This window comes from Leuconostoc sp. DB-1 (assembly GCF_013414845.1).
Lineage (GTDB): Bacteria > Bacillota > Bacilli > Lactobacillales > Lactobacillaceae > Leuconostoc > Leuconostoc mesenteroides.
In genome coordinates this window covers 952053-967409 of the sequence record NZ_JABFNJ010000001.1, presented here as the reverse complement: position 1 = coordinate 967409, position 15357 = coordinate 952053, and the positions used below count along the sequence as shown (strand labels likewise).

Genomic DNA, 15357 nt, shown 5'->3' with positions numbered 1-15357 from the left:
TTTTATTTACTCAATTATTTTCAATTGACCACGGACTTCATCAAGAGAATTATAGCCTTTTTCTGTTAAAATAGCTGTTAACTCTTTTTCCAAACGTTCAAAAACAGATGTTCCTTCGATTGCTAATTGTGAACCAACTTCAACTAAGTCAGCGCCACACAAAACGTGTTCATAAACATCACGTCCAGAAGTAACACCACCAGTTCCAACCATTTTAATACTTGGGTTTAACCGCTGACGTAGTGCTCTAACATTAGCTAGCGCTGTTGCTTTGACAATGGGACCACCGACACCACCAAAACCACCTTTCGGTTTAATCACAACTGTGTCAGTTTCTTCATCAATCACAAGGCCATTACCAATTGAGTTGATAGCATTGACAAAGGCTAATGGAAATTTATTTAAAATGTTTGCAATATTGTCAAAATGCACAATATCAAAGTAGGGTGGTAATTTAACGCCAAGAGGCTTGGTGAAAAATGAAAATACTTCAGTTAAAATTTCTTCAGTTGTTTCAAAATCATAAGCTGTTTGAGGCTTGCCGGGCACATTAGGACAAGATAGATTTAATTCAACAAGACCATTGAATTCTGATTCTTCTATCTTGTGCAACATATCTAAGTTCTCTTGCTTTGATAAACCAGCAACTGAGAAAAAGATCGGCTTGTCTGTTTGTTTTTGGGTAACATAATCCATGTAATAGTCAAAGCCTTCATTTGGTAAGCCCATTGAATTAATCGTGCCTAAGCCATTGGTCAATTCATGATATCGAGGTGAGACGTTACCCGGGCGAAGGCTTGGAGTTGCTGATTTCGTAACAACTGCGCCCGTATAGTCAGATGCTAGAACACTATCTAATTCGTCGCTAGTCTGGCACACAACACCTGCAGCGTTGAGTAAAATATGGTCGAAGTTGAAACCAGCGATGTTAGCAGTTAAATTCATGAAAATAATCCTTTCTGTTACCTTAAAATGGTTATCTTATTATATCTAAAACTTATTGAGATATAAACCCCCAATAATGGTTATAATAGTATTATGAAACAATTTAGAGTAGACAATTTAAAAAGTACATATGGCGAAAAGGTTCTTTTCAATGATATTTCATTTTTGATTACAGAAGGTGATCGAATTGGTTTAATTGGTGTAAACGGCAGTGGAAAAACTTCTCTTCTGAATGCCATTTCTGGAAAAAAGCCAGCTGATGCTGGAACAATCACGAAGCAAAATGACTATACAATCGGATATCTGGCGCAAGACCCTTATTTGGATGGCCACTCCTTATTGATGGATGCAATCTTGTCTGGTGATCAACCGGTATTCCAGACGATACGACAGTATGAATATGCTTTGCGAAAATATGGGGAGCAACCAACAGATGAAAAAGTTGCCCGAAATTTTGAAAAAGCACAAGATGCTATGGACCGAGATGATGCTTGGACAACGGAATCTCAGGTAAAAACAATTCTAACACAGCTACATATGCCAGAGTTGCATAAAAAAGTGAGCGAACTTTCAGGGGGACAACGAAAAAGAGTTGGATTAGCCCAAGTTTTAATTCAAGAGCCAGATTTATTGATATTGGATGAACCTACCAACCATTTAGATTTTGATTCTATTTCTTGGTTAGAAAAGTATTTAGCTGCCTATAAGGGGGCAGTTTTAGTTGTTACTCATGATCGTTATTTTTTGGATGCTGTCACAACAAGAATATTCGAATTATCATTTGGCGATTTGTATGAATACCAAGGTAATTACCAAGATTATATGAGTGGAAAGTCTCAGCGTATTGAGCAGGGAAAGGTCGCTGAACACAAGCAACAGCAACTATACAAACAAGAGCTAGCATGGATGCGTAAATCCGCTCGTGCGCGAACAACCAAACAAAAAGGTAGGGAGAATGCTTTTGCTGAGTTAGAAGCTAATATGGGTACCTTGCAGCTCGATGAAGATGTGGCTGTTAATCTTGGACAGCAACGTTTAGGTAAAAAAGTAATTGTTATTGAAGATGCGACCATTCAATTCGACAATAAAAAAATCTTTGAAAATTTCAATTTACGAGTTTCCTCTGGTGATCGTATTGGTATCACAGGTGCTAATGGCGCGGGAAAGTCTACTTTTTTGAACGCAATAGCTGGGAGAGTGCCATTAACTAGCGGAATCATTGAATTAGGTGAAACTGTAAAGATGGCTTATTATACACAGGTTACTGAAGAGATTCCAGATGATAAGCGTGTGATTGCTTATTTGTCAGATGTTGCAACTACTGTAAAGGACAAAGATGGCAATCAAATTAGTGTCTCGGACTTATTAGAGCAATTTCTATTTCCACCATTTATGCATGGAACATTAATTCGACAGTTGTCTGGCGGTGAAAAAAGGCGGCTGTACTTATTGAAACTGCTATTACAACAACCTAATGTGCTTTTGCTTGATGAGCCAACTAATGATCTTGATATTGGAACATTAACTGTTCTAGAAGATTTCCTGTCTGGTTTTGCTGGGGCCGTGATTACTGTTTCCCATGATCGCTATTTTTTGGATAAAGTTGCTAATCAACTATATATGTTTGAAGGGGATGGTGTTATCAAACGCTTTGATGGCCTGTTCAGTGACTATCTGGCGATGGACTTAGCAAAATCAGCGCCAGCACAAAAAGAAGAAAAAGTAGTTGCTGATAAGAAGCCGCAAAAAAAGAAGTTGACATACAATGAGAAAAAAGAGTGGCAAACAATTGAAGATGATATAGCTTCAATTGAACAAAGAATCTCCGAAATTCCTGAAGAGATGGCTCAAAATGGTACAAATTATGTCTTGCTAGGCGACTTACAAAAAGAGGTAGATTCGCTAAATGAGGACTTGGAAGAAAAAATGAATCGTTGGGAATATTTGAGTGAAATTGTGGAAGGCTTGTGATAAATCATAAGCTTTTTATTTTTGGTCTTCGTATTATTTCAAGAGGAAAATAATATGATTTTAAAACAGTTTTTATTAGGTTTACATTTAACTTCAGGCATTGGTCATGCTGGAGAAAAAAGGGTCATTGAAGTAATTGCTAACCATCTGATACCAGAGAATTATCCTTGGAATATTGAAACTTTACTGGCAGTAGTCAGACCATTACCGCAACATATTGCTAAAATAAAAGCTACATATGTAGCAGCTTGTCAGAAGGCAGAAACAAGTCAGGAAAATTATTTTACTTATTTTGATGACTGCTATCCGATACAGCTCAAAGAAATATTTGACCCGCCATTAATTCTGTTTTATGAAGGTAACTTAAACGCACTGGAATTACCTAATTTAGCGGTAGTGGGCACAAGAACTGCTACGCCCTATGGATTAGAATGCTTACGATCACTATTGCCAAATGTAATAAATAGGGGAACAGCCATTGTTTCAGGGCTGGCTAAAGGTATCGATGTAATGGCTCACCAAGTTACCTTCGCCAATCAGGGCGTGCCTATAGCAGTTATAGGTACAGGCTTGAATATTGCTTATCCTGCAAAGAATAAAGTATTACAACGACAAGTTGCACAACATGGCATTGTCTTAAGTGAATATGCACGCGATGTTGGGCCGCATAAGTCTCATTTTCCAGCAAGGAACCGTATCATAGCTGGTCTATCATCGGCTACATTGGTTATTGAATCTAAAATAAAGTCTGGTAGTTTAATAACTGCTAACTATGCGCTACAAAATAACAGAGAAGTGCTGTCTGTACCTGGGTCTATTTTCTCTGAAAATTCTCAGGGAACTAATGAGCTATTACAATTAGGTGCAAAATTAATTAGTCGTTCAGAGGAAGTCATTGAAAGTGTGCGAACCTTTAGCTGATCAAATTAGGTTTTTGCCGAACAAACAAAAAACAAGACAATTACTTATCTTGTTTCTTTGCTTGTGAAAGTAAGGCTGACTTAATAGCAGCGACTTTTTCGGCTTTAGTAGCTTGTGTTTGTTGACTAGACTTGTACTTAGTATTAGCTTGTTTCTGTTTAAAGTCAATTTGATATCGTCCCATGTTTTTAAACTCCTTTTGAAGTTCTCATTATACCATAGGTTCAGATTCCAAAAAACATGAATTGGTTAAAACAATCAAAAGTATCGATCAAACCAGTGTATTTTAATCCTCACTGTGTGCAGCTAAAAATTTTTGAATGGCAACTAAAGCTAAATCATATCTTCCAGCTTGACAATGCTGTTCACCACCAGTTTCTTTAGTGAAAATTTTAGTTTCAAGTGATTTTGCGTTCGTTAATTCTTGTTGTTCTAGTACCAAGTCATTAAAAGGTACATATTGATCATCCTTTCCGGCGAGTAACAATACATTTTGATTCACTAAATGTCCAATTCCTTTCACTGTATGCCTTTCAATTTCTTTTAGCAGTGAGTAAGGGGTGTCAGTACCAGTATTTTCATAGCCTTTTGTAAAGAGAAAGTTTAAGTTGGCATCAGAATGAATCAAAGTAGGGATTAATTGATTTGTTTTTTCAACGTCGTTATTTTGTAGTAATTGACGAATATGATTTCGTGTGTCTTTTGAAAAATCTTTCAAAAAAGTATTTAATCCGTCATAAAAGAAATCATAACAAACAACGTTCTTGATTCGCTTTTCGTAGGCAGCAGCACGAATAACGAAATAACCGCCCCATGAAACACCCATCGCATCAACTTCGTCTAAATTAAAATAATCAATGATTGCACTGACAGGATTTTCAAAATATGGTGTGAACTTGATGTTATTATCAATTAAGGCTCGTCCTTGACCGGGACCGTCAAATAAAATCACATTATAATCGGTTCCCTTAAAGAAATTGACCGCAACTAATATTTCTTCCATAAAACTATCAAAACCGTTGATGATAATCAAAGTTTTAGTGGCTGTGGGATTTATATTGACCTTTATGGCAGGCAAAAATGTTTTTTGATAGGGTACTTGATAACTTTCATAATCAATTTCAGTATGTGCACGGTAAAAATTATTTAAGTATCGGTGAACAACTGTCTGCTTATTTTCGTCATCTTGGTTTAAGTAAAACTGGGCAAGGCCAAAATAAGCGCAAGCGAGAGCATGATCTTCTTCTTTTTCGCGTAATTCACCGAATGAGAACCAAGTTTTGTACCAAGAAGCGTCATTTGTTAGTTTAGGTATGATTATTTTTAAATCATCTTTCACTTTTGAACTTTCTTTGATTCCTTCAAGTTGACGATTTATTTGCAAATTCCATTGTGGATTATTTTTGATATATTCATAAAACATATTAGTACCTCTTTCTTTATTTGTTAAACTCATTATAATTAATAAAATAAGGTCAAACAATTATCAGTTGATGTTAATAATGTCCATAAATGGACGATATGATTTGACCTGTCTAGTTATGGACAGAAAAGGATTATTTTGTATGGCGGATATTAGAAAAATAAAGACGAAGAAAAACATTGAGATGGCCTTTGTTACCTTGTTGAATGAACGAAATTTCAAATCAATAACTGTGGAAGAAATTTGTAAGCAAGCTATGACAAGCCGATCAACATTTTATCTGCACTATTTAGATAAATATGACCTCTTAAATCAGCTTGTCGAAACACAGTTTTCAGTATTTGAAAAAATTGTGGATAAAAGGATTGAGGGGTTGATTTCTGGGCAATTTGAAGAAACGATTACACATTTCTACAATGAATTAGTCAACAACAAACAGATTATTCGAGCTTTATTTACAATCAATGAACCGGAATTTAATTTAAAACAAAAATTTGAGGATACATTATATCAGCATTGGCTGAAGTATCTCAGTGAAAAATCATCTTTGAAGTATAACGAATTGATTGCAAAATTTGGCGCTAGTATTGTCTTTGACACGCTTAACTGGACCTTTGAAAATGGCATTGATGATGAAACGCTGTTATTTGTGGAAAACATCAGAAAGAAAATACTTGAGATGTCTACATCTTTAAAGGAAATACATGACGAACCATAGCAAAGAGCTATGGTTTTTTAGTTATGAGAGACTTCATATAATATTGTTATTTATTATTGTATTTTATCGATAGTAAGAGTAGAATAAGATTTAGGTTATGCAAGCGCTTACATAATACCTGACAAAGGGTTTCATAGTAACAAATGAAACAACATTCCGTTTATGAAAGATAGGAGAAAAGAATGAACTATCTTATTTTGGTTAGCCACGGCCAGTTCTCAGAGGGGCTCAAGGACGCTCTGGGAATGTTTGTTGGTGATGGTATTAAAACTGTGAAAGCAATAGGGCTCCAATCAGGTGAAGATACAGATCATTTTGAAAATCGTTTCAAATCTTTATTATCAACACTTGAACAAAATTCAGAATTGCTTATTCTAGGGGACATCATCGGCGGTAGTCCACTGACTACCGTTGTAAACGTATTGAATCAAGAAAATAGGTTAGAAAGTACAATTGTTCTTGGTGGGATGAATTTCCCAATGGCACTCAATGCTGCTATCTTGAAAGACAGTTCCAGTAAAGACGAACTAATTAGCAGTGTATTACGTGAAGGAGCCTCTGCTTTGAAACAATTTGAGATGAATGATGATCCAGAGGACGATGATGAGATTTGAAAGGACGAAGTAATTATGAGTATTTCATTTGTACGTATTGATGATAGAATTATTCACGGACAGACCGTGACCCGCTGGGCCAAAGAATATCCTTGTGATGGCTTGATAGCAGTTAATGATGCAGCAGCCACAAATCCTATTCTAAAGGATGCATTCAAAAGTGCCTCAGAAAAGAAAACGTTTGTTTGGACACTAGACCACTTCCAAGAAAAAGCACAACAAGTTTTGGATTCCGATCGACAATATTTTCTAATTACGAAAACGCCACAGGATATGAAAAAAATTTTGGTTGATTTTGGGTTCAAGCCTGATGATGTAAAAACGGTGATTGTTGGTCCAGCCAATGATCGGCCTGACGCAGTGAAATTAGGAAATAATCAGTCTATTACGTCTGAGGAAGCTAGAGCATTTGATGATATTCAAGCGAAAGGGTACCAAGTTAAGTTTCAATTGTTGCCAGATGTATCAATTGGCTATTGGGATGCCTTTAGAGGAAAATTTAATCTGTAGTCTAACATAAAAAGAGGTTAGAAATATGACAATTAGTTGGGTGCAAGCAAGTATTTTAGGTATTTTTGCAAGTTTGTCTTCCATGCCAGGTATGGCAGGATCCACAATTGGAAATTATACACTGGGGCGTCCGTTAGTGGGTGGCTTAGTCTGTGGATTGGTTTTGGGAGATCTTAAAACAGGTATTGCTGCTGGTGTAGCGATGCAGTTAGTCTATATCGCGTTGGTTACCCCTGGAGGCACTGTTTCGGCGGATCTTCGAGCGGTCTCTTACATCGGTATACCATTAGCAATGGTTGCTATTCATGCTCAAGGATTAGTAGCAACATCAGGAAATGCTGCTGATTTAGCTAAATCAATGGGTACATTAGTCGGAACTGTTGGAACGGTGTTGTTCTACGGAACAGCAACTATGAACTTGGTTTGGCAACACATTGGATGGCGAGCAGTTGAAAAAGGGCAATTTAAGAAATTGTATGTTGTGGATTGGGGACTACCATGGATCTCACACTTCTTCTTCTCATTTATTCCAACACTATTCATGACACATTTTGGGTCTAGTGCTGTTACTGCATTGAAGACAGCATTACCAATGGATGGTATTCCAATGAAAACCTTGTTCACAGTTGGTGCCTTACTCCCCTGTGTAGGTATCGCAATTTTGTTGAAGCAAATAGTAGATAGCCCACTTGATTTCATTCCGTTTTTCGTAGGCTTTACATTTGCTGCTTCTCTAGGTTTGAACTTGGTCTCAGTGACAGTGGTTTCATTAATTTTCGCCATGATTTCATACAAGTTAGACATGGCAATTAGCACCAATCGACAAGTTGCGTCTCCGGGATCAAATACTGATGTGACCGACGATGATGAGGAAGACGAGGATATTTAAGATGGATAACTTAGAAAAAAAGAAAATTTCTCGTAAGACTTTAAACAAGTCGTTTCATTACTGGTTTTATGGCCATCTTACAGCGTTCTCTCAAGAACACATGCAGACATTTGGTTATTTGACTTCAATGTTGCCTATTGTGGAAGAATTGTATGACAACAAGGAAGATCAAGAAAAGGCAATGAAAACCTACACGGCTTTTTTCAATACAGAGCCACAGTTAGGTACTGTTATAGTCGGTGTTACGGCTAGTTTGGAAGAGGCAAGAGCCAATCATGGCAATGTTGATGATACAACAATCAATGGTTTACGAGCCGGTTTAATGGGGCCAATTGCAGGAATTGGGGACTCACTAGTTGTCGGCACATTGATCCCAGTTATTCTTGGAATTGCTTTGGGGATGTCCGACGGTGGATCACCGCTTGGTGCAATATTTTATATTATCGTTTGGAACTTACTTGGATACTTCGGTATGCGTTTTGCCTACTTCAAAGGTTATGAATTAGGAGATAAGGCGGTAGGAATTTTAGTTGGCGCTCAAGGAAAAGCGATTCGTAAAGCGATTGCAACCGTCGGCGGTATGGTTGTCGGTGGCGTCGCTGCCACTTGGGTGACCGTAAAAACGTCCTTTAAATTAACAAACTCATCTGGAAAAGCGTACTTAGTTTTGCAAGACAAATTAGACTCGGTGTATCCAGGATTATTGACCGCTTTGTTTATTGTATTCTGTTGGTGGTTAATGGCTAAGAAAAACATTTCACCTATTCGGGTTATGCTCATTTTGGTTGTTGTTGCTTTGATCGGCGTGTTAGTTGGATTCTTCAATCCTGGACTAAGTTATTAAGGCATAAAGAAGGTATTTATTATGGCAAAGAGCATACAAAATTTGGACAAGGGATATCAAAGTGAAATCTCTTATCAGCAGAAAATGATTAAAAATCTTCAACATTGGCAATCCTTTTTCTCAATGATTGTTGGTCTAAGCATTCTTCTTACTTATTTCTTTGTCCATCGAAATGTTTGGTTATTTGGTACAGGATTAGTTTTAGGCACAATCAATATTTTAATTGTTTTTATCATTGGTTATGCCATTTATAGAGGACAACAAAATGTTAGTGTGATTGTTGAACGATATGATGAACTAGTCAAACCTAAATAAATTTTAAAGGTTTCTCTGTTTAGACAGAGAAACCTTTTTAGTTAACATAATACCTATATCCCTTAAAATGAAAATAGCTTTAAACACTGGTATAGAGGTATTCCCACTTCGAAACTAGGGGTTGACAAGATTTGTTTAAACTATTATAATTAAAACAGTTGAATGATTTCAGTCGCAAACCAAATAGTTTGCGACTTTTATTGTTTGAAAGGTGGTTCCATTGGCAAATCGTATTCCGCAAGCTTTTATTGATAATGTACGATCAAAAGTAAATATCGTTGATGTTATCGGCCAATATACACAATTGGTAAAAAAAGGCCGACAATGGACGGGCTCATGCCCTTTTCATGATGACAGGCATCCTTCCTTATTTGTTGAAGAAAACAAGCAAGTATTTAATTGCTTTTCATGTGGTCGCTCTGGTTCCGTTTTCTCCTTTATTATGGAAAAGGAAGGATACAGCTATCCTGAGGCAATCTTATCATTAGCGGAAAGCGTTGATATTCCAATTGACTCAAGTATTTCTGCGAATAATGGTAATCAAATTGATGGCACAACACAAGCAATATATCAGCTACACACTGATGCGCAACGATTGTACCAACACACATTGCTTAACACCGTTTCTGGTGAACAGGCACTAGCCTATCTTCATGATAAAAGGCAATTAAGTGATGAGATTATTAAGGAATTTGGGATTGGTTTTGTTCCGGACGATAACCTTCTATTGAGTTATGCGAAGGAGAAAAATTTATCTCATGAAATATTAATGGCTTCCGAGCTATTTATCACGAATACTGTGAGTGGTGACATGCGTGATCGTTTTTCAGGGCGTATCGTTTGGCCAATAAAAACTGAACGGGGTCAAGTTGTTGGCTTTTCTGGCCGATCGCTAGACGCTGAAAATTCAATCAAATATATGAACAGTCCAGAAAGCCCATTTTTTACTAAAGGACGTATTCTATATAATCTAGATCGAGCGAAAAACGTCATTAGACAAACGGGTACGGCGATGATTTTTGAAGGCTTTATGGATGTTATTTCAGCACACATGGCCGATGAAAAAGTTGGCGTTGCAACCATGGGAACCGCGCTAACACCTGATCATGTCCGACAGCTTTCACGCATTGCGAAAAGAATACTTCTTGTTTATGATAGTGATGAAGCGGGGCAAAATGCTGCAAGGCGTTCAATTGAGCTCTTTAAAAGTAATGCTAAAGATATAGAGGTCGGTGTTGTCCATCTGCCTGACTTGCTTGATCCGGATGAAGTTCGAATACAGCGCGGATTACAAGTTTTAAAAAAGTCACTAAATCAAAGCATCTTAACACCAATTGAGTTTTTGGTCAATGCAGCCAGAAATGGTAAGAATCTAAGTAATCAAGCGCAGTATCTAACGTTCTTGCATGAAGTCATGCAAATCTTATATACAGCTACGCCAGTTGAACAAGATATTCAGCTGACTCGGATTGCAAATGAGTTTGGTACATCAAAGCAAGCATTACAAGCACAACTACAACAAACTAAGCAGTCAGTAAAAGTGCAAAATAGTCATCAATCAGTTTCGCAATCATCTCATGTTGCGAGTGACTTTAGCCCAAAGGTCCCTGAATATGAATTTGGTTTTCCAGTTGAGCCTAATCGATATCAAAAAATTTCAAAGGTTGAGTTGGCAGAGCGTGCCTTAATCATGGCAATGATTAAAGATCCGTATACGCTGGAACGTGTTAAATCGACAGCGGGATTTGCTTTTGTTCATCCTGAGTATCAATTGCTAATGATGCTGACTGAAATTTATCAACGAGATCATTTGGGGACATTTGATATTGCTCAATTTATGGATTTTATACAAAAGCCAAATTTGAATCAAAAATTATGGCCATTGATCATAGTTTTGGCGATATAAAGGTCGAAAATGATGCGGTTCAAGATTATTTGCGTATAATTATGGAAGAAGCACCTGTGTCAAATCGTGTTCAGGAATTAAAACAACTAATTGAAATTGCTAAGCAACAGCATGATGATGCCAAACTAGTTCAACTTTCAACTGAATTAATTAACATAAAAAAACGACAACATTAGTCGAATCGATGTTAATTAAATAGCCTCATTGTAAATATAGGAGTAAAAATGACAATTATTTCAAGTTCAAGTAAAATTTCAGATATTAAAGATTATCTTGATGAGCAAAAAATTGCTTATAATAGTCGCGCAAAGAAGGCTGAACTATTAGCTTTGGCACAAGGAAAGACTCCTGAACAAGCGGCAGCAGCTGGAAAAGCTTCAAAGCCAAAATCAGCCAAAAAGTCTGGTCCACTAAAAAATCCTGAGTACGACAAGGCAACCAAAGCGTTAATTGCTGAGTATAAAGCAGCAAAACAAATAACATATGCAGTACTTTCAAAGCGTTTAGCTGAGCCCTTTAACTTAGATGAAGAAAACATCGAACGTCTGATGGAAAAAGTTGAAGATGCCGGTATAGCAATTGTTGATGACAATGGCGATCCAGCGCCAGAAGTGTTAAAGGCCAAGCAGAACAAACCCACTGATCAAGAGTTAGCAGAAGCCGAGGAAACCCCAGCTGGTATTAAAATTAACGATCCAGTGCGTATGTACCTCAAAGAAATTGGCCGTGTCAATTTGTTGAAGGGAAATGAAGAAATTGATATCGCTAAGCGTATTGAAAATGGGGACGTCGAAGCCAAGCAAGAGTTAGCAGAAGCCAACTTGCGGTTGGTTGTCTCGATTGCCAAGCGTTACGTTGGTCGTGGTATGCAATTCTTGGATTTAATCCAAGAAGGAAATATGGGCTTAATGAAAGCCGTAGATAAGTTCGATTATACCAAAGGATTTAAGTTCTCAACGTATGCTACATGGTGGATTCGTCAGGCTATTACACGTGCTATCGCCGATCAAGCGCGTACGATTCGTATTCCAGTCCACATGGTTGAAACGATTAATAAGCTGATTCGTATACAGCGTCAATTGTTACAAGATTTGGGACGTGAACCTCTTCCGGAAGAAATCGGTGCTGAAATGGATTTGACGGCCGACAAAGTACGTGAAATCTTAAAAATTGCTCAAGAACCAGTATCTCTTGAAACACCTATTGGTGAAGAAGATGATTCTCATTTGGGTGATTTCATCGAAGATAATGAGGCAGTTTCTCCAGCTGATTCTGCAGCATATGAAATGCTCAGGGAACAATTGGAATCTGTTTTGGATACATTGACTGATCGAGAAGAAAATGTCTTGCGTTTGCGCTTCGGATTAGAAGACGGACGTACACGTACATTGGAAGAAGTTGGCCGTGTATTTGGTGTAACACGTGAACGTATTCGTCAAATTGAAGCGAAAGCGTTACGAAAGTTACGTCATCCAAGTCGTTCAAAACAATTGAAGGATTTCATGGATGAGAGTACGAATTAATTGATTGTGTTCTGAGACTTAATAATAGCGGTTCATCAACCATCCCGCTTAAAAAAACTAGGAGATACTATTTATGCAAAAAACAGTAAGTGCGCGACAAAGCAATCGCACTAGAAATATCACATTAACAGCGATTGTTGCTGCGTTGTATGCAGCAATTACGTTAGTTATAGCACCAATCGGATTTGGACCAGTTCAGTTACGTTTATCTGAGGGCTTAAATCACTTATCCGCATGGAATAAACGATATATTTTGGCATTGGGGCTAGGCGTTTTTATCGCCAATCTCATTTCGCCATTAGGTTGGGTTGATTGGATATTTGGTACCGCAGGTACCTTGATTATGACCACTGTAACTTATCTGTTGACTCGCAAAGTAACAAGCACGCTGGTAAAAATTTTAATTAGCTCTTTTGTAGTTTCTACATTAGGAATGGGTATTTTAGCAGCAGAGTTTACATTTGCCTTTAATATTGGTGCCAGTGGTTCATTTCCTTCAGGCGCATCAGGCGGTCTTTTTTCACAATGGTTGGCGTACTATATTAGTGTTTTGCCAGGAGAAATTGTGTCATTGATTGTTGGTGGTATTTTGATTTTTGCACTTAGTAAGATTATTAAATTAGACAAATGATTGAACAAAATTATACAAATAAAAATGTTTTATTAACCGGTGCTGCTTCAGGCATCGGTTTTTCGCAATTGAAAACTTATTTGTCTCAAGGAGCAACAGTGTATGCTTTAGACAAAGAAAAATTACGTACACACACAAACATTTGCATACGTATCAAATTGACATTAGACAACACAAAAAACTAGAAATGTTGGTGGAACACATAACTAGTGATGTTTCAATTGACATTCTATTGAATACAGCAGGAATCTTAGATGATTATCAGCCATCTTTAACCATTGACTTGGAGACTTGGCAACGGGTGATGGATACAAACTTAACACCGATGTTTATTTTATCGAATGCTGTATTACCCAAGATGATTGCCTCTGGATATGGACATATTATTAACATGGCGTCTGTAGCTGGCTTTACTGCTGGTGGGGGCGGGGCGGCATATACAACCAGTAAACATGCAATTATTGGATATACCAAACAGTTGGCTTTTGATTATGCTTCAAAGGGATTACATATTAATGCTATCGCGCCGGGAGCAATTAAAACACCAATGAATGCCAAAGATTTTGCTGGCGATGCTAGTATGGCCCAACAAGTTGCCAATCAAACCCCCGCAAAGCGCTGGGCTGCACCACAGGAAGTCGCTGATTTAACAATGTTTTTGACAAGCCCACAAGCTGACTATATTAATGGCACAGTAGTACCAATTGACGGTGGTTGGACATTAGGACATTGAACAAAAAATATTTTTTCTTCCATATAATATAGTCAATCCATGTCACAATTAAATAAGGGTAGACAAATTAGATTTAAAGAGTATTTGTATTATAATATTTATTTACTGGCAGATGAATTTTTGCATGAGTGTGGGTTATCGCTGATTTGAAGTTTTAAAGTATAATGATGGCTTCATTCAAAAGTGGCCTTTTTCGAATGATTAATATACAATCACTATACCTGATATAATTATTTAGAACAATTACCAGTTTATAGGTAAAAAGCCATAACATTTTGTTATGGCTTTAGTAATTTTTCGAGACTTTTTAGTAGTTCTTGCGCATTATGACTGAGATTGTGATCCTGTTGGATCACGTAGCCAAATGTTAAGTAGGCATCTTCTCCTTCAATTTTTAAATTTTTGATATCATATTGTTTATGGCTAGGAGAAACCATATTAATACCTAGCTCAACGACATCTGTTTCTAAAATGATATTTGTTAAAAGATGTTCGCTATTGGTGTAAACAGTTGGTTGTAGCGTATCTGTAGCGAAGCCACCAACATTAACTTGTTCCAATTGGTGTTCCATAGAAAAAAAATCATTTAATCCGCGGACAAATTTTAATTTTAGTAGTTCTTCAAACGAGATTGAGGTTTTATTGTAAAGAGGGTTGTTATGTCCGACATAAATACACGCCTCTCTTTTTTCAATCTCAATAAATTTGAGTTTCTTGTGAGAAATAATATGTCGAAAAGCCTTTAACTGGTTTTGAGAAACGTATAGAATGCCTAGCTCAGAGAATCCTTGGGAAACTTGAGTCGTTATTTCTTCAACGGTACCTTGTTGGTGAGAAAGAATCATATCTGGGTTTTTCTGGTATAGTTCAACTAACAGCCATGACATGATATTACTGGGATAGGTTGCTACGGAAAAATTATTATTACTTGATATAGAATTTGTATCAGTAATCAAATTTACGTTTTTCAAAATATTTTCAGCATAACTATAAATTGATTTGCCATACGCTGTTAGTTTCAATCCTTTGCTAGTTCGTTCAAATAGAGGAGAGCCTAACTCTTGTTCAAAAAGTTTGATGACCCTGCTGACATTGGGTTGGGTTGTAAACAGTTTAGCGGCAGCTTTGCTCAAACTGCCACAGTTATGGGCAGTAACAAAATATTCTAATTGCTTAATTTCCATACGCACCACACTTTCAAAAAAAGTTGTTAATCGATTATAGCATTTATTCAGTGGAACCAAGATAAGATTATTTAAACATTGCGAGTAAATAGTTTTCTAAAAACAGTATACCTAACTTAGGTATGCTGTTTTTTGTTCCTGAAAAGAGATGTTATTTGTGCAATTTGTACAAATTATATTTTTAAAAAGGCAATTTAACTAATGAAATAAAATAGATAAGTATGTAGAGT

The 15357-nt window shown here is 36.9% G+C and carries 16 protein-coding genes, 1 pseudogene and 1 riboswitch; of the genes and pseudogenes, 13 read left to right on the top strand and 4 right to left on the bottom strand.

Annotation, left to right across the window (positions count from 1 at the left end; translation table 11 throughout):
- Positions 1-6: 6 nt before the first annotated feature.
- Positions 7-945, bottom strand: a complete 939-nt coding sequence (locus HFP47_RS04610; protein WP_115231188.1) for a dihydroorotate oxidase — start codon at positions 943-945, stop codon at positions 7-9.
- 93 nt (positions 946-1038) lie between these two features.
- On the opposite strand from HFP47_RS04610, the gene HFP47_RS04605 reads away from it, so the two are divergent.
- Both HFP47_RS04605 and dprA read left to right on the top strand, forming a co-directional pair.
- Complete coding sequence (locus tag HFP47_RS04605; protein ID WP_115231187.1) at positions 1039-2916, top strand: ABC-F family ATP-binding cassette domain-containing protein; 1878 nt, start codon at positions 1039-1041, stop codon at positions 2914-2916.
- Between the two features lie 54 nt (positions 2917-2970).
- Positions 2971-3837, top strand: coding sequence for a DNA-processing protein DprA (gene dprA, locus HFP47_RS04600; RefSeq protein WP_115231186.1), 867 nt, complete (start codon positions 2971-2973; stop codon positions 3835-3837).
- 40 nt (positions 3838-3877) lie between these two features.
- Here the strand turns inward: dprA and HFP47_RS04595 are convergent, their stop codons facing one another.
- Both HFP47_RS04595 and HFP47_RS04590 read right to left on the bottom strand, forming a co-directional pair.
- Entirely contained in the window at positions 3878-4021 is a 144-nt protein-coding gene (locus HFP47_RS04595) for a hypothetical protein (RefSeq protein WP_179876116.1), read from the bottom strand.
- Positions 4022-4123: 102 nt separating this feature from the next.
- The gene (locus tag HFP47_RS04590) at positions 4124-5260 is read right to left on the bottom strand and encodes an alpha/beta fold hydrolase (protein WP_025268181.1); all 1137 of its coding nucleotides are present in this window, start codon (positions 5258-5260) and stop codon (positions 4124-4126) included.
- A gap of 142 nt (positions 5261-5402) precedes the next feature.
- Here HFP47_RS04590 and HFP47_RS04585 point away from each other — a divergent pair, with 142 nt between their 5' ends.
- The 11 genes and pseudogenes from HFP47_RS04585 to HFP47_RS04540 all read left to right on the top strand — a co-directional run bounded on the left by HFP47_RS04585 (position 5403) and on the right by HFP47_RS04540 (position 13943).
- Positions 5403-5978: a TetR/AcrR family transcriptional regulator gene (locus tag HFP47_RS04585; protein ID WP_179876115.1), complete on the top strand. Its 576-nt coding sequence runs from the start codon at positions 5403-5405 to the stop codon at positions 5976-5978.
- Positions 5979-6160: 182 nt separating this feature from the next.
- On the top strand, positions 6161-6592 hold the full coding sequence (locus HFP47_RS04580; protein ID WP_011679992.1) for a PTS sugar transporter subunit IIA: 432 nt from the start codon (positions 6161-6163) through the stop codon (positions 6590-6592).
- A gap of 15 nt (positions 6593-6607) precedes the next feature.
- Positions 6608-7102, top strand: coding sequence for a PTS sugar transporter subunit IIB (locus tag HFP47_RS04575; RefSeq protein ID WP_102753553.1), 495 nt, complete (start codon positions 6608-6610; stop codon positions 7100-7102).
- Between the two features lie 25 nt (positions 7103-7127).
- The gene (locus HFP47_RS04570) at positions 7128-7991 is read left to right on the top strand and encodes a PTS sugar transporter subunit IIC (protein WP_011679990.1); all 864 of its coding nucleotides are present in this window, start codon (positions 7128-7130) and stop codon (positions 7989-7991) included.
- 1 nt (position 7992) lies between these two features.
- Positions 7993-8835, top strand: a complete 843-nt coding sequence (locus HFP47_RS04565) for a PTS system mannose/fructose/sorbose family transporter subunit IID (protein WP_011679989.1) — start codon at positions 7993-7995, stop codon at positions 8833-8835.
- Between the two features lie 21 nt (positions 8836-8856).
- A complete protein-coding gene (locus HFP47_RS04560) occupies positions 8857-9150 on the top strand; it encodes a hypothetical protein (protein WP_010279016.1) in 294 nt (97 codons plus the stop codon).
- Between the two features lie 220 nt (positions 9151-9370).
- Positions 9371-11056: a DNA primase gene (dnaG, locus tag HFP47_RS04555; RefSeq protein WP_373562322.1), complete on the top strand. Its 1686-nt coding sequence runs from the start codon at positions 9371-9373 to the stop codon at positions 11054-11056.
- Positions 11026-11232, top strand: a complete 207-nt coding sequence (locus tag HFP47_RS10910; RefSeq protein ID WP_373562321.1) for a hypothetical protein — start codon at positions 11026-11028, stop codon at positions 11230-11232. The genes dnaG and HFP47_RS10910 overlap by 31 nt, the downstream gene beginning before the upstream one ends.
- A gap of 48 nt (positions 11233-11280) precedes the next feature.
- Entirely contained in the window at positions 11281-12579 is a 1299-nt protein-coding gene (gene rpoD, locus HFP47_RS04550; RefSeq protein ID WP_179876114.1) for an RNA polymerase sigma factor RpoD, read from the top strand.
- Positions 12580-12600: 21 nt separating this feature from the next.
- A riboswitch (PreQ1 riboswitch) is annotated at positions 12601-12646 on the top strand.
- 6 nt (positions 12647-12652) lie between these two features.
- Complete coding sequence (locus HFP47_RS04545; protein ID WP_011679962.1) at positions 12653-13210, top strand: QueT transporter family protein; 558 nt, start codon at positions 12653-12655, stop codon at positions 13208-13210.
- Positions 13207-13943, top strand: a pseudogene (locus HFP47_RS04540) (3-oxoacyl-ACP reductase). Before HFP47_RS04545 ends, HFP47_RS04540 begins: the two are co-directional and overlap by 4 nt.
- Positions 13944-14221: 278 nt before the next feature.
- Here the strand turns inward: HFP47_RS04540 and HFP47_RS04535 are convergent.
- A complete protein-coding gene (locus HFP47_RS04535) occupies positions 14222-15127 on the bottom strand; it encodes a LysR family transcriptional regulator (RefSeq protein WP_011679960.1) in 906 nt (301 codons plus the stop codon).
- Positions 15128-15357: the final 230 nt, after the last annotated feature.